This is a genomic window from Acinetobacter sp. NS-4 (assembly GCF_037402435.1).
Lineage (GTDB): Bacteria > Pseudomonadota > Gammaproteobacteria > Pseudomonadales > Moraxellaceae > Acinetobacter.
On record NZ_JBBEUE010000018.1, the window covers coordinates 1 to 21,234 of the forward strand.

Below are 21,234 nucleotides of genomic sequence, written 5' to 3' on the forward strand. Positions count from 1 at the left end.
TCTAATTCTTTTTCTATATAGGTTTGTAAGGTATACAAAGACAAATCGATTTCTTGTGAACAGCTGCTCACGCTTTTTTCAAGCAGTGATGTTAAATTTTCTACACCAGTCCGAGCCTCAGCTTCAGCGTGCTCACGTGCAGTGTGCAAGGTATAGGCCAATAAGCTGATCATAAAAATATTCATGATCACTACAGTAAGGACAAGAAGGATAAAAATCGATTTGTTTTTGATTGGCATATTCCCTCTGTAATCCCAATGCAGTACCTCAAAATATAATCTTTTGGGGCTAATCGAATAGATTAAAAATCATTCAAAATTAGCATAATCTAACACACAATAATATTGGCTCTCTTGCTTAAATCAAAAAATACATTTTTTATAATTCCGAGCAATTTTGTTTCAATAACCATCAGTGGATGAATTCTCGCCATGTTCAATAAGTTCAAGAGATAAAAAGGGGGAATTTTATCTCTTGAAAGCCCACCTAATGTCACTTAGCTATATCTCTCAATGAGCCACCCAGCAGACGAGCAACCTACAAAATATTTCGTCATGCAAAGATCGCCTGGTCTCGTCCCTGCTGCTTTCCTGAATACATCGCCTGGTCTGCTCTTGCAATGGCTTTTTCCATGGTTTCATCAGACCCGACGTGGATAATACCGACCGTGGCGGTGATATAGATCACTTCACCACTTTTTAATCGGGTCGGATTGCTATGCAGTGACTGAAAAATTCTGTCGATAATCTCATGCAGTGAATCGGAATTATCCACTTCTAGAAAGATTAAAAATTCCTCGCCACCAAAGCGAAAAATGTTGTCCGTATCTCGAAGAGAATCACGCAGTATCTGTGCCGTATGGGCAAGAACTTCATCACCCGCCTGATGTCCATATTGATCATTGACCGCTTTAAAATGATCCAAATCCAGTAAACCGACCGCCAGTATTTTCTGGTTTTTTTCAGTGCTCTGACGCAAGGTACTGAATTGATTCTCCATTCCATATCTTAAGGCCAAACCGGTTAAAGGGTCATACTGCAATGCCTGGGTAATCAAATGGGTTCTAAAATAAATTAGCAGTTCCAGCAGATCATTCTGACTTTTTTGATATTGACTGACTAAAGCTGCCTCTATGCACTGATTGTCACTGAGCTTGGAAAATATATTATGTAAATGATGATGCACAAGATAATGCACCTGCTCCAGTTCCCGGGTTTTATCAGGATTGATTTTTTCAAATTTAGCGTGGTTTGATTGAAACCATTTGCCAAAATGACACAATAAATGACTCTCTTTCGCGGAAAATTGTGGCTCGGCAGGTGTTTTTAAAACCAGATATTGAAATACTTTTTGCGCCCAAGCGATATGTAGCCGAATGCCCTCATCTATCTCGATCAGTGCTGCATTTTGAGAGTTTTTAGTGTGATGTAATTGATCCATAGAAAAGAGTATCTCAAATAAGCGTATTGAATAGGTTGAACAACAGGTCATTTACAGCATTTAAAAGTTCATCTCGGCAAGCATCCCGATAAAGTATTGATCTAACTTTTATTTTACTTGATTTGTGGTGTTTTATTAAGTTGAATTTAAGATAAGAGCGATGTGAAAAAGTATAAATCCGGGCTTAATAAATCGACTTAGCCCGCCGATAGCAGAACGTACAGCACCATTTTTGGCTCTCTTTCATCATGCGGTATGATGAATTACTTTTAAGCCCCTCTTTTTTAAAAGCAAAGGTTGGAATCTCCCGATCCTAACCTTGGGGACAGCTTTGCTCTTCACATTCTGTTCACGACTCTTTATCTAGAGTAAATACATGAATTTAAGACGGACAGTGATGATGAAACATGTTAAGAAAATAATGGCAGCGGCCTTGTCCTTACCGCTACTATCTTTGACCGGATGTCAAAGTGTTCCCAGTTATTCAGCCGATTATGCAAAATCCAGAAGTGCTGTTCAGGGGGTAGCCCTGGATGAGGCCAAAGCGCTGGATATTGGCACCCGTTTTACCTCAGCATTTAATACTTTGGGCACACCGGCTTTTGTGGAACGAGCCGGCTCGCTGTATGCCGATCCGCTGTTTATTAACGATACCCTGTCGCAGTTTTCATCCCGGCAAAATCTAGTCCAGCATTTTCAGGGTATGAACAAACGGGTCAGTAACGTCAGTGTCAAGCTGTTAAACACCTCTTATCATCAAGATTCTGCCTATGTGCATTGGCATATGGCTTATGACTTTAAAATGTTCGGCACGACCCGCAGTATGGACTCTTTTGGCATCAGTGAAATCAAGGTTAACCAGAACAATAAGATTATTTTCCAGCAGGATTTCTGGGATCCGGCCAATGGTCTGTATCGTTCACTGCCTTATGTAGGAGGTGCTTACTCATGGGTATTGCCTTTCAAAAAATCGCAATAGGCACGACGCTGCTGCTCGGAAGTTTCAGTTCATGGACACATGCCCAGAGTATGACTCAATGTGGTAGTGGTCCACTGCTGGTGGCTCAGAAACAGGTTGGCGTTGCCCGGTATTATGCCCAGAACTGTACAAAACCATGGAAAGGCCAGAATATGCAGATTGATTTTTCATATACACAGGATATTCCGGAATGGGCTTTCAAGCGCGCAGCCTTTCATTTTCTGAAACGGAATGAGCGAGAGTCTAAGCATCTGACAGTACTAGATAGAATCACCCAGCTTTATAAGCCAGTAAAATCAGGTGATCTGTATCGCTTAAGCTATAAATCCGAGACTCAAACCCTGACCTTGGTGCTGAATCAGCAGGTACTGGGCCATCTTCAGCATCCGTTGGCCCAGCAATATTTTAATATATGGCTTGGTCCCCAGCCATTTAGTGCTAAATTAAAACAGCAATTATTAAATTAGTATCCGCAGCTATGTCCAAACATTTTATCCTCATGGTCGAAGATCATTACGAACTGGCTTCCACCCTGTGTGAGTTTCTGGAAGAACACGATTTTGTGGTGGATCATGCCCGGAATCTGAATGCTGCGCGCCAGTTACTGAAACAGCAGCGCTATCATATCTTGCTTTTGGATATTAACCTGCCTGATGGTTCCGGTTATGAACTGTGTGAATGGCTGCGTCATGAAGAAGGTCAGGACTTGCCAGTACTGATGCTGACCGCTCGGGATACACTGGATGATAAACTCAAAGGCTTTAATTCGGGCACGGATGATTATCTGGTCAAACCATTTGACTTTAACGAGCTGGTGGTTCGGGTCAAAGCCCTGATCAAACGTTCACTGGGTGAAGTCTCCAATAACCGTCTGCAAATTCACGATCTGGTTCTGGATCCGGCAAGGCAGCAGCTGACTCGGGCTGGAAAGACCATTGAATTGCCTCCAATTCAGTTTAAACTGCTGAAACTGCTGATGCGCCATTCACCCAAGGTACTAACCAAACAGGAAATCATGATGGAGCTTTGGGGCGATGAAGAACCGGAAAGTGATGCACTGCGCAGCCATATCTATAATCTGCGTAAGATGGTCGACAAACCTTTTGAGCAGAAGCTGATTCATACCATATCCGGGGTCGGTTTAAAGATTGCTTTAGAAGCTTAAGTTTTTCAGGCGGAAACCTCGTTTAAATACACCACGACAATCAGTCCGGTGGTCATCGTCAGATCAACATCCTGATGGGTGCTGAGATAATACTGCCGGTCAAACAGTTCCACCCGCCAGCCCAACTGCTTGCACAACTTCTGTACCAATTGCAGTCCAATGCCATGACCTTTGATTTCCAGTTGCAACTGCTGGCCAGACAGTTCCTGAACCTTGGAATTATTCGGCAAAGGAATCCCTATGCCGTTATCTGCCACCAGCACTTTATTTTTTTGCAGAATGACATCAATTTCGGTGCCTTGCGAATAGTTCAGTGCATTGCGCAGAATATTGCCAAACACCATTTTGGTCATGGATGGATAAAGTTTACGTAGCTGTTCGTCGAGGTCTTTTTGAAAATCAATTTGCATGCCTTTGTTATGGCTAACACTGTCCAGATCCTGAACCAGATTTTCCAGACATTCTGAAAGCATGGTCGGCTCAGCGGTTAAAGTATTGGTGGTATTGCGGGCGATGGCCAGCAGAGTGTCAACCAATAGCTGCATGTCTTCAATGGTGTTGTGTAGGCGGGTAAAGGATTTGTTGTCGCCATAACGTGCCTGACACAGCTGCACATTGCCTTTTAGAATGGTCAACGGCGTACGCAGTTCATGACTGACATCACCGGTAAACTCGCGTTCACGCTGAATAAACTCGTTTAAGACCTGATGATATTTTTCCAGTGCCTGCTTGAGATATTCCGCTTCCAGATTAGAGTCGGTCCGGATGTCCTGAAACGGTGAAACTTGATTTTTCTGATGTTCCCAGTCAATCTGCTCCAGTGCATTGGCCAGACGGGTGATCGGTGAAAAATAGCGCCGGGCACGGCGATTCCACCACCACAACACGCTATAAAGTACAAACAAGCTGACCATCAGCGGCGCCAGACCAAACAGCCAGACCAGCTTGTTGACGTTACTTTCGCCAAACACCAGCAGCACATGCTGTCCGTCTTTTTCGCCATAAACGGTCATGCGTTTCTTGCCATCGACAAAATGTCGGGTCACTCCTTGCTCAAGCTGTATGTGCTGAAATTGGGCGGGGGGCACATCGTTCCAGCGGTATCCATACAGGTTTTTGGTATCCGGCAATTCTGCGGCAGGATTGCGTTCCAGCCGCTGCCAGTAATGCGACATTTCTTGTTCCAGCGCAGTTCTGAGCAAAGAACCCTTGATTACCCAAGCACTACAGGCAATCCCGATTACCACGGACAGGGCAATGAATCCAATTTGCAGCCAGTAGTAGCGGTTAAACACCTCACCCAGAGGATGATCGCGCTTGTCCCTAAACAGCCTTAACATTGATACATTCCCCGCTGGTCCATCCGATTCGCCATTCAATTATACGGCTTTCTTTTTAAACAGAAAGTGGCCGATGACCCACTCGCGTCCATGCTCATAACCGAACAGCTCGGCACAGGCCATAAAGAAAATCCGCCAGCGTTGCCACCAGATTGCCGCATCCGTGCCATAGGTTTTTTCAAAGAGTGGCTGCATCTCGGCCTGTTTACGGTCCATATTCTCCAGCCAGGCGTTCGCGGTGCGTTCATATTGGGTACCGGCCCATTGCCAGTGCTGCTCCAGCTGTAAATGCTGCTGGAAATGCAGAAAGGTTGAGGCGGCCGGCATCAGACCGCCACTAAAGAAATATTTCGACATCCAGTCAAATTCATTTTTGACTTCAAACGGATAATGCAGGAAACGGTGACAGAAAATATGGCACCACAGCAAGCCATCCGCTTTCAGCCAGGTGCTGATATTTTCAAACAGTTTCTGGTAATTACGTACATGTTCAAACATTTCCACCGAAACCACACGGTCGAAAGAAGCGGCTTCCAGTTGCAGTACATTGACGTCGCAGGTAATCACCGTCAGGTTTTCCAGTTTTTTCAGACGGGCCTGTTCCTGAATATACTGACGCTGGGTCGAGGAATTCGATACCAGGGTAATGCGGGCTTTGGGATAATGCTCGGCCATGTACAAACTGAAAGAACCCCAGCCACAGCCTATTTCCAGAATATCCTGTCCATCCTGCAGCTGTGCACGCTGGCAATAGCTGGCCAGTGCTGCTTCTTCCGCCTGATCCAGTGAGGTATGTGCGTGTTCAAACAGGCTGGCGCTGTATTTCAGACGTTTGCCCAGTACTGTCTGGAAAAATGCGGTGGGCAGTTCATAGTGCTGCTCATTGGCTTTGTCGGTCTCGATGGCAATCTCGCTGTTTTTTAGCATATGCAGCACATCCATATAGCGCTGGGCAGCCAGTGCAGGGTCGAAGCGTCCTTCCTGTGCCAGGCGTTTTTTGCTTAAGCTGCGAATGCCGGCCCGAATCACCGGATCGGGAAGTTTGCCACTTTCGACCAGTTTTAAAGATTGTTGAATCATAAAGTCCATGTATTTACCTACTCTTTGGGTGGCCACGGAATAAACATTGAAGTTCGTTGCTGATAGTCTTTATAGTTGTCACCGCGATGTGCCAGCGCCTGTTGTTCACTAAAGGGAATTCCAGTGATGTAGTACAGAAACAGCCACATCAGCAGCGGATAAACCCATAATCCATGAACACCTGCTGCCAAACCGAGCACAGGATAGGCAAACCAGTGCAACCATTCAAAAAAATAATTTGGATGACGGGAATATTTCCATAAGCCCCGATCCAGGGTTTTGCCCTGGTTCTGTGGATTTAGCTTGAAACGGTAGAGTTGCTGATCGGCTGTGCTTTCACCCATCAGGGCCAGCAGCATAATCAGGGCTGCCAAGAGCACCGTGAGTTGTGTCCAGTCATTCCACTCCTGGACTGGAATGCTCAGCAGTTCCAGCATCGGGTAGGAAAACAGCACCACCAGCCCGGCCTGAAACATAAAAAAGACCAGAAAACCGAGATGCTGATAATCGCCCATGGCCCGGCGCATATTGGCATAACGGGTATCTTCTGCAGTTTCATTGGCATAACGGCGCAGAAGATGCCAGGTCAGGCGTAAAAACCAGATGCCGCTAAATATGCCCAGAAATACCCGAACCAGCGGTGGTGCAGTTTCCATCACCCAAGCCGCGATAATAACGTTGAGTGCAATACTAAAGCTCCACGCCACATCGACCAGGCCGGCTCTGCGGTTATAGGTGACCAGCAGCCAGCTGCAGAACATGATGAAGACATTCAGCACCAGTAAATCCAGTAGCATGTCAAGCCTCCTATTTTATCTCGGCTTAGTAAGCACTGGCTTCGAACAGCAGATGCACATCACTGATCACGCCTTCGCGGAAGCCACCTTCGCAATAACACAGATAAAAATCCCACATACGGATAAAGCGCTCATCAAAGCCGAGTTGCATTACCTGATCACGCTGCTCTCGGAAGCGCTGGCGCCAGCAGTGCAAGGTTTGTGCATAACTCTGGCCAATATCTTCCAGATGCTTGAGACGTAGTTTTTGCTCGGAAGCAGCCTGGGTCATGACACTGATACAGGGAATAAAACTGCCCGGGAAAATATAGCGCTTGATGTAATCCACCGTATTCAGGGCTTTGGCATAGCGGGCATCCTCAATAGTGATGGCCTGAATCAGTGCCAGACCATTCGGTTTCAGCAGCTCACGGCATTTGCTGAAATAGGTGGGTAAATACTGTTCGCCCACTGCCTCGATCATTTCAATCGACACCAGTTTGTCGTATTTGCCCTTCAACAGACGATAATCTTTCAGCTGGACATCAACGCGATGTGATAGCCCCGCTGCCTCTACCCGCGCGATAGCTTCATCATATTGTGCTTGGGAGATGGTGATGGTGGTGACTTTACAGCCATAATGCTGCGCCGCATAAATGGCAAAACCACCCCAACCGCTGCCAATTTCAACTAAATGGTCCATCGGTTGCAGCTGAAGTTTCTGGCAGATCAGTTCTTTTTTATAATCCGAAGCCTGTTCCAGACTCATATATGGTTCTTTAAATACCGCACTGGAATACATCATGCTGCAATCCAGAAACAGCTTGAAAAAGTCATTGCTCAGGTCATAATGTTCGGCGATATTTTTGCGGCTGCCATCAATCGAATTCTTGCGCGATTTGTACCAGGCCTTTAACAGCAACTGGCTAGCCTTGGCCACGGCATTCTGGTTCATCCGGTCCAGTACATCACGGTTGCGTGCCAGAATGCGGATCACATCCACCAGATCTTCACTGCTCCAGTAACCGCGGATAAAACCTTCTGCAGCGCCGAGTACACCATTGCGGAACAACAGTTCCATCAGACGGGCATCATGCACCTGAATCACGGCCTGCAGATCACTGTTTTCCCCGACTGCTCCGTTCCAGACGCCTTTAAAAATCAGCTGACCATGCCGTAATTTCAGCAAATGCCGTAATACCACCGGCAGTGTGCTTTGCTCTCCCATGAATAGTGTTTTCATCGCAATGTATTTCCTTTTTCTTTTTTAGGATGCCGGTAAAACGGAATTTTCTTTTTCCATAAACGAAAAGCATGCAAATAAATTTCGCTGACCATCCTGAAGGGTTCAAGAACTTTCAGCACAGCATAGCGATGCTGCTGTGAAGGAACTGTGATGGCCTGCAGGGAAAATTTCAGGGTGGCATCAAATTGCAGCACGCCCTGCTCAAACAGCTGCATATGAATCACGCTCTGCTGATCGGAAAAGCTGAAGCGCCAGCGGTAATCCAGTGCCATCGGCATGAACGGCGATACATGAAAAGCCTTTTTAAAATCAAACTGGTGACTCTGGTACGGCGCATGTTCAGCTGCATTGTTCCGGCAGTCGTGGATATAAACCTGACGTTCATTCCATGGCGTATTGGTAATTTCACTCAGCACAAAGAGCAGTTGATCGGTGGCACCAAAGACCAGATAAAACACCACGGAATTAAAGCGAAAGCCGAATGTGCGTGGCAAAGCCAGGACCCGGATTGAAGCAGCATGCGATAACAGATAGTTTTCCCGCTTGATCAGCAGGCGTGCGACCTTCTGCCGAATCGAGCCACATTCCATGGTCAGAAAGTCACGCTCATCCAAGGTCAGTAAATTCCATCGGCTAGAGGACCATAGCCAGGATTTCTGGGTAAAGGTCGCGAGTTGATCCGGATCAAACCATAGATAGGTCAGCTGGGTCTCAAAAGCATGGGCTTTGGGCAAGTAACGGCGATGCCTAATTTCGGCAGCGGCGATCGCCAGTGGATATATCTGCATCATGCGCTCCTAGCTGCCTGCTCGGTCTGCTGCAATAGCTGATCGACTACCCATGAAGCGCTACGTGCCCCATCCTCATGAAAGCCCCAGCCCCAGTAAGCGCCACAGTATGAGGTACGGTTGTGAGCATTGACCTCGGCCCAGCGTTGTTGTGCTTCAATCGCCGGGGCATCAAACACCGGATGACGATAATGCCGTTCTACCCAGACTTTTTTAGGATCCAAGGCAAAATTAGGATTCAGGGTGGCAAAGACCTGGGTTTTGCATTGCAGGTTTTGCAGCTGGTTCATCCAGTAACTGAAACCATAGTGCATACCACTGTGCTGGAATGGGGTCTGTTCGGTGGCCTGACTCGGGGTCACATGCACATGCCAGCTGGCCCATTGGCGTCTGGATTTTGGCATGATGCGGGTATCAGAATGCACCACCATGCGGTTATCCTGATAGCGGAACTTGCTCAGTACGTCCAACTCCTGCGCGGACGGGTCTTTCAGTAACTTCAGGCTGTCGTCAGCATGGCTGGCAAATACAACCCAGTCAAAACGTTCGCTGCCCTGTGTCGTTTCAACCAGCACATCATTGGCACTACGGGATACATGGAGAACACCCGTTTTGCGGAAGGTAATATTGGCCTGGGACTGAATCGCACGAACGTAGCGAGCCGATCCACCCTTGACCGTAAGCCATAACGGTCGGTCTTTCAGTTGTAACATGCGATGATGCTGGAAAAAGCTCACCACAAATTTATAGGGAATCTGTCCGGCCTGTTCCACCGGACAGGACCACAGCGCCCCACACATCGGATAAAGATGTTCCTGACGGAAGGCTTGGGAATAGCCATGCTGATTCAGATACTCATCAATACTGAGTTGTGCATTGACCTGTTCCACATCCAGATCTTTATTGACTGCATAGAAACGGAACAGATCCGACAACATCGCGCGAAAATCAGCATTCAGAAAATTTTGTGGGCGGAAAAGCAGGGAGAATTTTTTTGAAGGATTGTACTGTAAGCCGCTGACCTGATTATTCACGGAAAAGCCCATGTCACTGCTTTGCGATTGAATCCCGAGTTCTTTTAGCATCGCGCAAAACAGCGGATAATTATGCTCGTTAAACACAATAAAGCCGCTATCCACCGCGACCTGTTCACCGTCTATATTCAGCTGATGGGTATCGGTATGACCGCCGAAGTAGTTATTCTTTTCAAAGACCGTGACCTCATGCACTTTGCTGAGTTTCCAGGCAGCATACAGACCGGAAATACCTGAACCAATAATTGCAATTTTCATGGTGATTCCTTCGATTGAATTTTGTGAGTGCCTGTCGTAGCGGCTTTTTTCTGTTTTCTGGCCTGAGCAATTTTACTGACTTCATAGACCCTTGCCGGAATGGGTTTGATTCCCCAGACCAGTCCGAACCAGGACATGAGTTTCAGCAGGTAATAGGTCACATCAATCTGCCACCAGTAAAAGCCTTGCCCGGTACTGCCAGCATAATAATGATGGTTGTTATGCCATCCTTCGCCCAAGGTAATAATGGACAGGAATAAGTTGTTGCGGCTGTGATCTTCAGTGTCAAAATCCCGGCTGCCGTAATGATGCGCCAGTGAATTGATACACAAGGTGGCATGGATCAGTAACACGGTAGAGATGACAAAGCCCCAGACCAGCAATTGCAGGCCGGACGTACCGAGTTGCGGCCAGGTGATGGCCAGCCATTCCCCAAATGCATAAATTCCGCCCGCGGTCAGCAGCACCACAATTAAACTGAAACGATCCAACCAGATCAGCTCCGGATATTTCAGCCAGTCCTTAATGACTTCTTTACGCGTGGCAAAATTATATTCATTTAAAAACCAGCCGACGTGGCTGTACCAAAAACCGTGCGTCGAGGAATGCGGATCTTGCAAGGTATCGGTATAGCGGTGGTGATAACGGTGATGCGCCGCCCACCATAGCGGACCACGCTGTGCACTCATGGTGCCAATCAGCACAAACAGGAACTGCACCGGACGCGAGGTCTGAAAAGTTTTGTGTGACAGATAGCGATGGAAAAAAGCTGTAATTGAAAACATGCGGATCAGGTAGAATGCCAGCATAAAGCCAATTGCAAACCAAGACACTCCCACCCAGAATACCGCCAGGCAGGCCAGATGTAACAGAATAAAGGGCAAAATCCTCAGCCACTGAATCTTGCTGTTTTCAGCCGTCAGTGTTTTGGGCGTTGTGGGTGTAGACCAGCTGTCTATCCATCGCATCAGACTTTTCAACATGGACTCATCCTACTTTCAAGCGATTGTCTTTATTCTATTTGATGAGTGTAATCAGTCAGATATGAATTTTATGTGAAGTAAATAAAAAAAGCCGAACTGTGTAGAGAGCGTGGTCAGTTCGGCAAAAGGGTAACAGATTAATGCGGCAATTTGATCAGTTTTGTCACGTCATAACCATAATGTTTTGCAGTTTCCAGATAGGATTGATAAGTGGCTTCATCTAGTTGCGGTTCACGCGATAAAATCCACAGGTATTTGTTACTTGGCCCACCTACCAGTGCCACTTTATATTCTGGGTCTACTCGTAATACCCAGTAATGACCTTTGCTAAATGGTATCCATCTTAAACCTTGCGGCAAAAAGCTGACCTTTAGTTTGCTGTTGCCCTTATTTTGCGGATAGGCAATACCTTCAGAGCTGATCATCTCACCATTGGCAATCCGGCAACTATTCAAAACACGCATGGTTTGATCGGTATTGACGCTATATTGTGCCGAGATATTCGAGACACATTTACGCTGAAAATACATCGGTAAATGCGCAATTTCATACCACTTGCCTGCATACTGCTCGATATCTACCTGATCGACTGCCTGAGGTGCAACAGTTTCTGCTCGAGTCGTTGTACTTAAGCTGATGATGGCAAGTGCTGTCGCTGCAAAAACAGATTTGAATAGCATCTTCATTTTTTAGCCTTGTTGTATCCTAGGCTTAAGATAACCTAGGTGGGTGTGAACAAAGCGTGAAGACAAAATGGTGAAATTCAGTATTTGTGATTGAATAATTTAAGCTGGATTAATTTTATTGTTCGTACAATAATTCTATCAAATGGAGCTTAAAACTGTAAGCATTCGCTGAGTCCTACTTTTTATCTGCTCAACATCACGATAGTGTCCACGTAAAATGAAGTGGACAGCTATTTATGGATTTAAGGACAGTCAGATAAGGTATATACTTTACAACAACAGCTAGATTCACCTAGGAGCAGGCAAATGCCTATCAAATTTGTAATCCGATTCACTAGTATTTTAGTTTCATTATTAATTTTGGCTGCTCTTGTCAACCAGTTTTTCTTTTCAAGTCAAGTAACAATTGATGTATGGATCCTTTCATTCCCCATTATTGTGGGTGTTCCAATCTTTGCATCTATTATCTCTGCAACAGATAATGAATTAAATCAATCCCACTAATTAGTGTATTTATATGAATTGATAAAGTAGTGATCTAATCGCTGAAAAACTCATTATAAATTATAAGATGTAATGTCAGTCAGTTAAGAAATTGACTGGCATTTTCTTGGATATTTCTGTGGTTTGATCATAAACGTCTGCAGCACCTCCTGTTACAAGAAAATTTTTATCAGTTAGTGATAACAAACCATTTATCATCATATTGATTTAATTAAATTTTTTATATTTAAAATTGAAATGCTAAATTTTAATTCTGTATAAGAGTTTTTTGAGTTCAAACTCTTGGATCTACCATACTATTTTACGCTGCAGGTATTTACAGATTTCCTTTCTTCCACTGAATTAATAAAATTTCCAATCAGGAATTCACTTTGTCTTAAGGAGTCACGATGGTCGCCTTCTTTCAAAGGATAAAAGGCAATAGGTTTTCCTACCTGGCAGATTTGTTGATAGTAGGCATAAGTACCGCGTGAATCCACTAACTGATCTTTCTCACCCTGAACAACCATAACAGGCACAGTGGGTATCATATTCTCAATAGACTGCTTTTTTAAATAATTGGTCAAAGGGGCTAGATTTACATTCGGTTTAAAGACAGTTTTAGGGGCTTGCTTCAGATCAGATTGTAATTCTGATAAACAGCGACCACGTGCCAGATTAAGAATTTCCCCCATTTCTGAGCTAACTAAATTTGCTGGAGCAAGATTAGGATCTGCAGCTTCCGCCCCTAGAAGAACGATTGGAAAAAATGCTGCAACACTGGTGTTGATTTGAGAGTGAGTTGCCACATATTCCGCAATTCCTTCATATTGATAACCGCCTGGAGCAAGGGCAATTGCCCCACGTAAATTAAGTTCAGGTGCGTCTTTTTGTCCATACGCCGCAACAGCAAGAGATGCAGCACCTCCTTGGCTATGCCCCATGACATACCAATTTTTATTAAATTTATAAGGCTTTAAATAGTGAGTCGCCCTTACAGCATCCACTACAGTATGCAATTGACTTTGAGTATTCATATAGGGATGTCCACTGGGTGTACCTAAACCCTGATAGTCTGGTGCGACTACTGCATATCCACGAGCAAGCCAGGCATTCAAAGCTTTTGCCGCTATTTGTTGATAAATATGAACCGGCCCACCTACATAATCACTCGAGGGAGCACAAGTATCGGCAACACCTGTTGTACCATGCGCCCATGCTAAAATAGGCCAACCTTCTTTTGGTACTTTTCCTTTCGGCAATAAAATAAATCCAGAAGCTACAATTGGTTCTGATTGTATGCCGCGACTTCGATAGGTAATTAAGAAGCGTTGAGATGCACTTGAAAATAGATCGGTATTTTGTGCTTGTATGGATAACAAAGTGCCGGGGGTTGTACTTGCCACAGTCGGTAAATGAGCTGTATCGTGAGATGATATTAGTGGAGAGGCAATTGCAGATGTAGAACTTAAGCAGATGCAACCTAACGTTATATTCAGAACATGATTTTTTATTTTAATCATGAGAATGCACTCCATTTTTATAAATTTAATTTTGAATATATGAGTATTTTCACTACCATATTTGATCACAATCCATTGTGAAAATTTTGTAATAAGGTAATAGCCCTCAAATGAGGGCTATTACCTATAAGCACCATTATATTAAGTGATACTAAGCTCTAATCTCATACAAGTTAGAGCTTCTGTTTTGCTCAGCTTAGTTACCTCGATAGGTTGAATATCCATAAGGGCTAAGCAGTAATGGAATATGGTAGTGTTTTACTGAACCATCTGTTTGGAAAATCACCGGAACTTCAGGGAAGAAAGAATTTTGCTTATTTTTCTTAAACCAGTCTCCTGTTTTAAACGTGACTTTGTATATTGCATTATCTAAAGTTTTATTTTCTGGAAATAATGCCGTTACGCGGCCTTGCTCATTGGTTTTAGCTTCTGAAATCTGTATCCATTTTCCATTTTTCTGTTCTTCCAAAGTAACTTTTACATCAGGTGAAGGCAATCCACTTTCCAAGTTAAGTACATGCACACTTAAAGGATTTTGCGCCATTACCCAACTTGAAATAAATAAACTTCCAGCGAATGAAAATAACTTGTTCATATGAATTTATCCTGAATTAAATTGATTTAAATTTGTTTGAGTGTGATTTCTATACCCAGTTGTGCGCATCGATCATCTTGAATTGACCCACCTGCACCGGCTACACCAACTGCACCTAATACCTGACTTTTATAAACGACGGGCACTCCTCCACCTAAAAGTAATAATTCAGGTAAACTGGTTAAATTCTGTGAATCAACATTCTTCTGGGCATTACGCATAAATTGTAAGGTAGTCACCTTGCTTGAATATGCGGTAAAAGCTTTCCTTTGCGCTGCGATTAAATTATGAATGCCCACAGTTTCATGCCGTTGACTTGCCAGGACATTGCCACCCTGATCTAAGACCACTACAGCCGCAGGTTTAGCAGTAGTGCTACATGCTTGCATGACATTGGTTGCCAGTTGATTGGCGAGGTTTAGATCCATTACATAGCTGGTTTTAGGAGCTGAATATGTGATTGAACTAAATAGAAGTACTGGAATAAATAGAAGTTTTTTCATCATTTCTATTAAGCTAAATGAAGAGATAAATTAGCTTATATAAAATAAACTCACTATTGCATGACAATCAGATTACGAATTTGTAATGTAGGGATAGACAAATCCATATAATATTATTTAGATGCAGATACTTATTATTGAAGATGAAACCAAAATTGCTGAATTTCTAGCAAAAGGTTTAAATGAATCCGGCTATTTAGCCAGTATTGCTCATGATGGATTAACAGCATTCAGGTTGTTTGAAGAAAAAAACTTTGATTTAGTAATTTTGGATGTCATGTTACCTGAAATTGATGGTTGGCAAGTATTAAAGACCCTAAGGACATTTTCTAAAATTCCGGTACTTATGCTGACTGCGAAAGATCATGTCCTAGATCGAGTTAAAGGTTTAGAACTTGGTGCAGATGACTATTTAATTAAGCCTTTTTCTTATATTGAACTATTGGCACGGGTCAAAAGCCTGTTGAGACGAAGTGTAAAACCCGAGTCTGAATATTACCAGGTTGAAGATCTAGTTTTATATAGGTTTGAACGTACTGTTTATCGGAACCAACAGAAAATCGACTTAAGCGCTAAAGAATTTTCACTTTTACACTTATTAATGCAACATCAAGGTGAATTGTTAACCCGATCTCAAATTGCTTCTGAGGTGTGGAATATTAATTTTGATACGGACACCAATGTGGTAGATGTTGCTATTCGCCGTTTGCGTGCCAAAATTGATGATCATTTTCAGCCAAAATTAATTCATACTGTTCGGGGTATGGGATATCGTTTAAGCATAAATAAATGAAAAATCAGCTAACGCAACTCAGCTTAACAACACGCTTAAGTATTTCCTTCAGTATTATTTGTTGCACTGTATTTTTTGCTATTGGTTTACTTTCTTATCACAACATGCAGCACCTATTAGCTAAACAACGGGATCAGAACTTAACTGCACGTGTTGAACGCATCGAAATTTTTTTACAGGATCAAGCAAGTTTTCAGATTTTAGTTCAACACCCTCGTCTGTATGAAAATATGCTAGGGAAAGAAGATAATCTTTTAATCTTAAGAAACCCACAACACGCCTTAATTGAGATTAATCCACTGAAAGTTGCTATTCCCACTATGGCGGAATCAAAAACCATTACCTTTCTGGATAATCAATCTGAATTTGCCACAACCCGTTTGGCTTATAAAACTGTTATTTTTAATAATCAACATTACCAACTGATTGCTGGCACACAACTTGATGAAGCTCAATCTACTCTAGATCAATATTTATGGAAATTGATTCTCTATAGTTTATTGGGCATTGTCATGGCAAGCCTGCTCGGACGTTGGGTCGGGTGGTATTTACTCAAATCTCTAAATAATTTGATTGGGCAAACACATAAAATTCAGGGCACTCAACCACATCAGCGAATCGAAACTAAAAGTACTACCGTTGAAGTTGAGCAACTCCGTTCAGCAATGAATGCGATGTTAGAAAAAATTCAAATTAATTATGATCAATTGGCACGGTTTTCCGAAGATATTGCCCATGAACTAAGAACCCCCTTAAATAATTTAATGGGTCAAACACAAATTATGCTCATGCAATCTCGATCACCCCAAGAACTGGAGCAGCTTTTATATTCTCATCTTGAGGAATATGAACGACTCAGTAAGATGATAAACAATATGTTGTTCATCGCTCGTTCTGAACACAGCGATTATATTATTGATAAAGAAAATATTGATTTATCCAACCTTATTTTAGAATTGGTGCATTATTTTGAATTCTTAGCTGAAGATAGACAAATGAAATTTGTTTTGGAGTTAGAACAAGGAATTCAAATATATGGTAATGAAGATTTATTAAAAAGAGCGCTATCTAATCTTCTAATCAATGCCATTGATTATGGATTCGAAAACCAAGACATTGTAATTACAACAAAATCTACAGCAGACTATGTCGATATTGAAGTGTTAACTAAAAATATTTTTATTGATAAACAGCATTTGAATCATTTATTTGAGCGTTTCTATCAAATTGATAGTAGTCGACATTCCAAAGCAAAAACTGGTGGTTTAGGGCTATCAATAGTTAAATCCATCATGATGTTACATAATGGGGAAGCAAATGCACATAATAGTCAACAAGGGGTTGTCTTTCGTTTAAGGATTAAATATTAAGCGAATATTGAAAAAATTATAAAAATAAGAATTTGATCTTGTGGATATTTTAGACCATCTAAAATTAACCTGAATCTCTTATTCTTGTTCCTAATCTACCAGTCACTCCTGTTGCTAGTAGGCCACTTTAATTAAAATTAGGTATTTCACTCACTGGATATATTAATGTTAATGGATTTGATGTTAATGAAATAAAGCCAAAACGCTGATAAAACTCCATCGCTTTTTGATCTTTGGCATGTATGACAACAAAATTAACACCAATAATTTGAGCAACTTTTGAAACTTGTTTAAGAGCATGTGCTAAAAGCACTTTTCCAATTCCTCGCCCCTGAATTGGTTGATCAACGGCAAAGCGACCTACAACCACACAAGGGAGTGGATAACGAGGTAATCGTTTAGTGAGAACAGCATCAACTACATCGAATCCTATAGAGGCACTTGATAGACAATAAAATCCTTTCACCTGTGTATCATCGTCATCAATCGCTACATACGTTTTACTTGTTCCTGATTTCTGATGTTGGGATGCGTATTGTTTTATGAACTTATTTAAATCATCTTGCCCACAATTAAATGATTTTTTTTGATGATGGGCTTGTAAAACCTCAATCTTCATCCAATAAACTCATTAAATTTTTCATCTCATCATTTGCAGGGCGTGGGTTTTCAAGCATGTTCATTAACATATCACGATCAGCATTATTCACTTTTAACTCATGATTAGATTTAAGTAATTCTTTTGCTCGTTCAAATGAGGATTGGATCATAAAGGAACTCACACTGAGACCCAATAAATTCGCAGCTTGTTCAATCACATTTTTTGCATCTACTGTTGACCGAACATTGATTCTTTCTGTTGCTAGGTTAGCCATATTTTTCACCAATAAGTACATCAGTTTGATGTACAAATTATAGCAGATTAAGGTAGTGCTTCAAGATTCAAATTTACATATTTTGTTTTGAAATATTTGAACAAATCTAGTGGCGCATTCTCGCTATTTTAAGGGCGAGTCAAGTCACTAGGAATTTAAAATATTAGATCACTTACAATTAGCTTAAATATATAATATAACTCAGTATTTTTATATTATTAACTTTATTTTTAGTCCAAAATGGTATAAAGTCTAAGCACCCAAATAGTAAATTTACTGATGATTTCAGGCGTTAAATTTCGAGCATATCCAACTCAGGAGCAGAAGTTAATTCTGAGCTAGTGGATGGGGTGTGCGAGATTAATCTGGAATGCTAAATGTGATGAAGATAAGTATTTTAGGAAATTCGCAAGCAAGTTTTTCCCTTTCAAAGAATATTACGCAACTCAAGATCAGAAGTATGCTCAGTTTAGGTCTAAAGAGCTAACTCCGTGGCTTTCACAATGCCCAGGGACAATTCTTAAAAATTCGAATGTGAATTGGTACAACACCCTTAAGAAGTCAACTAAAGGGGGGGTGGCCGACCAAAGCGCAAAGCTAAAACCGATAAGGGGAGTATTTACCTCACTCGTGATTTATTCAGTTTCGAGAAAGATCAATTTGGTAAAACTCGACTTCAAATTGGTGGTCATAAATACAATATTGGCTATCTGAACTTTAATAAACATGCTGAATTCAATGCACCTAAATCTCTTTATATTCGTAAAGAGCGTGGACAGTATTTCGTATCTTTCTGTTATGAAGATTCATTGGAAATTGATGAAATTAAACCAAGTGAACACTTGGATTATCTTCATGGTTTCACTCAAGAACAACTTAATAAAGTTGTGGTCGGTATTGACCGTGGTGTGGCTATCCCTGTTTGTACTCCTGATCAAGAATTTGATTTCAGCAAAGAACAAAAGAATCATTTATCCAAAGCTGAGCGTTATATTAAACGCTTGCAGCGCAAACTCTCTAAACAGCAAAAAGGCTCAAACCGTAGAGCCAAAACCAAACATCGTATTACGATCCATCACGCAAAGAAAGCCAATATCCGAAATGATTTCAACCACAAGACTAGCTATATCTTAGTTAATAATGAAAAGAATAAGGTCTTTATTTTTGAGAAACTCAATACTCAAAAAATGACGAAAAAGCCCAAGCCGAAAAAAGATGAATCAGGTCGATTTATCCCAAATAAGGCAAAGGCGAAAGCAGGATTAAATAAAGCAATCCTGAATATGGGTTGGCATATGCTAGAAACGTATGTGAAATACAAAGCCAAGCATTTAGGAAAAGCGGTATTTAAGGTTAGAGCAGCTTACACCAGTCAGGAGTGTGCTTCGTGTGGTCACACTCATCCCGACAATCGCAAAACTCAAGAAAAGTTTAAATGCGTGAGTTGTGGTCATACTGATAATGCGGATAAAAACGCATCCAAAGTGATAAAAAGCAGAGCTATAAAATTAATTATAGACACTGGAACGGTGTTGGAGGAGGATTTATTGTCTTCCTCTAGTGGGCGTGGAGGCAGTCGTAAGACGATTAAGACTAAAAACCCTAATTGCATTGTCGATGAAACGTCAAAAGAGATGATGACAACTTAGGTTGTTTTCAGAAACTCGTTGCTTTAGCTGCGAGTAGTTCATTAAGAATAGGTGGTAGGTTTACATAACAATACGCAAGTTATTTATGGATCGATTCGACTACGTTTCCCGTATACAAAAAACAGTGTATTCAAAGGCATAAATCACTAGGAGCGATTTGTAACCCGCGGTAAAATCTCATCTGCACGGTGCTAGACAAAATTTGTCTAGGAGAGTGGTGGCCGTCCAAAGTGTTGTTGCTACACTTATATAAGTGTTGTGATCCATCAAATGCTGGAACTAAACACCTAACACAATCGCAAATGAGTAGATTTAGTCCTACCCGCTTTGTTCGGTTATTATTAATATAAAGTCAAATTTGAAAACTGATATAAGCTTAAGCTTTGTGCATATGTAAAAAAAAACATTATTCCTGAAATTAAAAACATCAATATTATTATTACAGAGCTATATAATCGCATTCATTTACTGCTCAAATTTATTGGCCAAGTAGATTAACTTTGTTTGGTTATAATTACAATAAAATATATAAATCAGTCAGATAACTAGATTTTTAATAAGATAATTAAATATACATATAAAAAACGTGATTATTCCTGTTTTTAGGGTATAGTTAACTCAACTAGAAAAAAGTCTTGTTTCATTAAATCTCTCTTAAGTATCGTCGTTTTATTCATAATTCTTCGTTTTTTTCAGATTTTAAGTTTCATTCTTTATTATTTTCAAAGTTATATGCAGTCAATAAAATGACTAAAAATTATTAAAAAATTAGTAGGATTTATTATGTCAAACTCAAATGTTGTTAAAGGTACCGTTAAGTGGTTCAATGAAACTAAAGGTTTTGGTTTTATTCAACCAGAATCAGGTCCAGATGTTTTTGCGCATTTCAGTGAAATTGCCAACTCAGGTTTTAAAACCTTATTCGAAGGCCAACAGGTTGAATTTAGTATTGCTCAAGGTCAAAAAGGACCGAATGCAGTCAATATTGTTGCTATATAAGCACTAATACGAGTTGAAAAAGCACTACTCAGTGCTTTTTTAATTTTAAAGAAAAAGTTGTTCTTCCATATTGGAAAAAATCATAAAAATAGGATACAAATTGTTAAAAGTTAATGAATTAATTGCAAAATCTAAAAATGGTACTGAAATTATCGTTTCTTTAATTCCCTTAAATAAAATGCAGAATACACGTCAAGGTTTTAAAGAAATTGAAGTGGGTAAAAGAGTTCTGCTGGAATCTGGAATTGAGGTAGATTTAAATTTAGATGGTCGTACATTTTATACGTCTTTAAATCAATTATTTAAGCTAAATCAAAAAGTTATTTAAAAATAATATATTGCTTAATTAATTGAATAGCCGCTCTGCCATAATCTTGTTAAAGGTAAACTAATGTTTAAACAAAATCTAAATGTAAAAGACCAATTCGGTATCAAATATTCTATTCAGGCCACGGTTGAGCGCCATTTTAGTGCTAGCCAGTCTTGTTCCCATGTCAAATATATTACCGTGGATGGTGAAGATATTCGGCCCAGCTTTGAAATGTTTTTCCAAAGTACTTCTAGCGGAAAAATTTTCAAGATTATTTAAGTCGATGAACTACTCACAGCTAAAACAAAGCTGATAATATAAAAATATTTATATATATTATAGCTTTATATTATTTATAA

The 21,234-nt window shown here is 41.3% G+C and carries 25 protein-coding genes; 10 read left to right on the forward strand and 15 right to left on the reverse strand.

Features of this window, described 5'->3' with window-relative positions:
- A partial coding sequence (locus WAE57_RS12895; RefSeq protein WP_337710900.1) for a hypothetical protein occupies nt 1-185 on the reverse strand: 185 nt, incomplete at its 3' end.
- A gap of 367 nt (nt 186-552) precedes the next feature.
- Nucleotides 553-1,440 carry a diguanylate cyclase gene (locus tag WAE57_RS12900; protein WP_337710901.1) on the reverse strand — a complete coding sequence of 296 codons (888 nt, stop codon included), beginning with the start codon at nt 1,438-1,440 and terminating at the stop codon, nt 553-555.
- A gap of 400 nt (nt 1,441-1,840) precedes the next feature.
- On the opposite strand from WAE57_RS12900, the gene WAE57_RS12905 reads away from it, so the two are divergent.
- The 3 genes from WAE57_RS12905 to WAE57_RS12915 are packed head-to-tail and all read left to right on the forward strand — an operon-like array spanning nt 1,841 to nt 3,584.
- Nucleotides 1,841-2,419 carry a nuclear transport factor 2 family protein gene (locus WAE57_RS12905; protein WP_337710930.1) on the forward strand — a complete coding sequence of 193 codons (579 nt, stop codon included), beginning with the start codon at nt 1,841-1,843 and terminating at the stop codon, nt 2,417-2,419.
- Nucleotides 2,389-2,886, forward strand: a complete 498-nt coding sequence (locus tag WAE57_RS12910; RefSeq protein ID WP_237788331.1) for a chalcone isomerase family protein — start codon at nt 2,389-2,391, stop codon at nt 2,884-2,886. Before WAE57_RS12905 ends, WAE57_RS12910 begins: the two co-directional genes overlap by 31 nt.
- 11 nt (nt 2,887-2,897) lie before the next feature.
- Complete coding sequence (locus tag WAE57_RS12915; RefSeq protein ID WP_237788330.1) at nt 2,898-3,584, forward strand: response regulator transcription factor; 687 nt, start codon at nt 2,898-2,900, stop codon at nt 3,582-3,584.
- 5 nt (nt 3,585-3,589) lie between these two features.
- Here WAE57_RS12915 and WAE57_RS12920 read toward each other — a convergent pair whose 3' ends face one another.
- The 8 genes from WAE57_RS12920 to WAE57_RS12955 all read right to left on the reverse strand — a co-directional run bounded on the left by WAE57_RS12920 (nt 3,590) and on the right by WAE57_RS12955 (nt 11,775).
- Entirely contained in the window at nt 3,590-4,924 is a 1,335-nt protein-coding gene (locus WAE57_RS12920; RefSeq protein ID WP_337710902.1) for a HAMP domain-containing sensor histidine kinase, read from the reverse strand.
- Between the two features lie 39 nt (nt 4,925-4,963).
- Nucleotides 4,964-6,013 carry a class I SAM-dependent methyltransferase gene (locus WAE57_RS12925; protein ID WP_337710903.1) on the reverse strand — a complete coding sequence of 350 codons (1,050 nt, stop codon included), beginning with the start codon at nt 6,011-6,013 and terminating at the stop codon, nt 4,964-4,966.
- A gap of 8 nt (nt 6,014-6,021) precedes the next feature.
- Complete coding sequence (locus WAE57_RS12930; RefSeq protein ID WP_337710904.1) at nt 6,022-6,801, reverse strand: DUF1295 domain-containing protein; 780 nt, start codon at nt 6,799-6,801, stop codon at nt 6,022-6,024.
- Nucleotides 6,802-6,826: 25 nt separating this feature from the next.
- Nucleotides 6,827-8,023 (reverse strand): cyclopropane-fatty-acyl-phospholipid synthase family protein, encoded by a 1,197-nt coding sequence (locus WAE57_RS12935; RefSeq protein WP_337710905.1) that lies wholly within the window; start codon nt 8,021-8,023, stop codon nt 6,827-6,829.
- Nucleotides 8,020-8,814: a DUF1365 domain-containing protein gene (locus tag WAE57_RS12940; RefSeq protein WP_337710906.1), complete on the reverse strand. Its 795-nt coding sequence runs from the start codon at nt 8,812-8,814 to the stop codon at nt 8,020-8,022. The genes WAE57_RS12935 and WAE57_RS12940 overlap by 4 nt, the downstream gene beginning before the upstream one ends.
- Nucleotides 8,814-10,106, reverse strand: coding sequence for an FAD-dependent oxidoreductase (locus tag WAE57_RS12945; RefSeq protein WP_337710907.1), 1,293 nt, complete (start codon nt 10,104-10,106; stop codon nt 8,814-8,816). Before WAE57_RS12945 ends, WAE57_RS12940 begins: the two co-directional genes overlap by 1 nt.
- Nucleotides 10,103-11,089, reverse strand: a complete 987-nt coding sequence (locus WAE57_RS12950) for an acyl-CoA desaturase (protein WP_337710908.1) — start codon at nt 11,087-11,089, stop codon at nt 10,103-10,105. Before WAE57_RS12950 ends, WAE57_RS12945 begins: the two co-directional genes overlap by 4 nt.
- Before the next feature lie 137 nt (nt 11,090-11,226).
- A complete protein-coding gene (locus tag WAE57_RS12955; protein WP_166171911.1) occupies nt 11,227-11,775 on the reverse strand; it encodes a lipocalin family protein in 549 nt (182 codons plus the stop codon).
- A 306-nt stretch (nt 11,776-12,081) separates the two neighbouring features.
- Between WAE57_RS12955 and WAE57_RS12960 the strand changes: the two genes are divergently transcribed.
- Complete coding sequence (locus WAE57_RS12960) at nt 12,082-12,279, forward strand: hypothetical protein (RefSeq protein WP_166171913.1); 198 nt, start codon at nt 12,082-12,084, stop codon at nt 12,277-12,279.
- A gap of 296 nt (nt 12,280-12,575) precedes the next feature.
- On the opposite strand, the gene WAE57_RS12965 is transcribed toward WAE57_RS12960, so the two are convergent.
- The 3 genes from WAE57_RS12965 to WAE57_RS12975 all read right to left on the reverse strand — a co-directional run bounded on the left by WAE57_RS12965 (nt 12,576) and on the right by WAE57_RS12975 (nt 14,879).
- Entirely contained in the window at nt 12,576-13,781 is a 1,206-nt protein-coding gene (locus WAE57_RS12965; RefSeq protein ID WP_337710909.1) for an alpha/beta fold hydrolase, read from the reverse strand.
- A gap of 196 nt (nt 13,782-13,977) precedes the next feature.
- Nucleotides 13,978-14,376, reverse strand: coding sequence for a hydroxyisourate hydrolase (uraH, locus tag WAE57_RS12970; protein ID WP_166171915.1), 399 nt, complete (start codon nt 14,374-14,376; stop codon nt 13,978-13,980).
- Nucleotides 14,377-14,402: 26 nt separating this feature from the next.
- Nucleotides 14,403-14,879 carry a heme-binding protein gene (locus WAE57_RS12975; RefSeq protein WP_337710931.1) on the reverse strand — a complete coding sequence of 159 codons (477 nt, stop codon included), beginning with the start codon at nt 14,877-14,879 and terminating at the stop codon, nt 14,403-14,405.
- Between the two features lie 121 nt (nt 14,880-15,000).
- Between WAE57_RS12975 and WAE57_RS12980 the strand changes: the two genes are divergently transcribed.
- Nucleotides 15,001-15,672 carry a heavy metal response regulator transcription factor gene (locus WAE57_RS12980; RefSeq protein WP_337710910.1) on the forward strand — a complete coding sequence of 224 codons (672 nt, stop codon included), beginning with the start codon at nt 15,001-15,003 and terminating at the stop codon, nt 15,670-15,672.
- On the forward strand, nt 15,669-17,042 hold the full coding sequence (locus WAE57_RS12985) for a heavy metal sensor histidine kinase (protein WP_337710911.1): 1,374 nt from the start codon (nt 15,669-15,671) through the stop codon (nt 17,040-17,042). The genes WAE57_RS12980 and WAE57_RS12985 overlap by 4 nt, the downstream gene beginning before the upstream one ends.
- Nucleotides 17,043-17,169: 127 nt before the next feature.
- Here the strand turns inward: WAE57_RS12985 and WAE57_RS12990 are convergent, their stop codons facing one another.
- Entirely contained in the window at nt 17,170-17,661 is a 492-nt protein-coding gene (locus tag WAE57_RS12990) for a GNAT family N-acetyltransferase (RefSeq protein ID WP_180044179.1), read from the reverse strand.
- The gene (locus WAE57_RS12995) at nt 17,651-17,917 is read right to left on the reverse strand and encodes a DUF1778 domain-containing protein (protein WP_166171925.1); all 267 of its coding nucleotides are present in this window, start codon (nt 17,915-17,917) and stop codon (nt 17,651-17,653) included. Before WAE57_RS12995 ends, WAE57_RS12990 begins: the two co-directional genes overlap by 11 nt.
- A 617-nt stretch (nt 17,918-18,534) precedes the next feature.
- Between WAE57_RS12995 and WAE57_RS13000 the strand changes: the two genes are divergently transcribed.
- From WAE57_RS13000 to WAE57_RS13015, 4 genes are all read left to right on the forward strand, one after another.
- The gene (locus tag WAE57_RS13000; RefSeq protein ID WP_337710932.1) at nt 18,535-19,566 is read left to right on the forward strand and encodes a transposase; all 1,032 of its coding nucleotides are present in this window, start codon (nt 18,535-18,537) and stop codon (nt 19,564-19,566) included.
- A 783-nt stretch (nt 19,567-20,349) separates the two neighbouring features.
- Nucleotides 20,350-20,565, forward strand: coding sequence for a cold-shock protein (locus tag WAE57_RS13005; protein ID WP_019837890.1), 216 nt, complete (start codon nt 20,350-20,352; stop codon nt 20,563-20,565).
- A gap of 100 nt (nt 20,566-20,665) precedes the next feature.
- On the forward strand, nt 20,666-20,893 hold the full coding sequence (locus WAE57_RS13010; RefSeq protein WP_004761266.1) for a hypothetical protein: 228 nt from the start codon (nt 20,666-20,668) through the stop codon (nt 20,891-20,893).
- Nucleotides 20,894-20,956: 63 nt separating this feature from the next.
- Nucleotides 20,957-21,154 (forward strand): hypothetical protein, encoded by a 198-nt coding sequence (locus WAE57_RS13015; RefSeq protein WP_019837892.1) that lies wholly within the window; start codon nt 20,957-20,959, stop codon nt 21,152-21,154.
- The last annotated feature ends 80 nt before the right edge of the window (nt 21,155-21,234 follow it).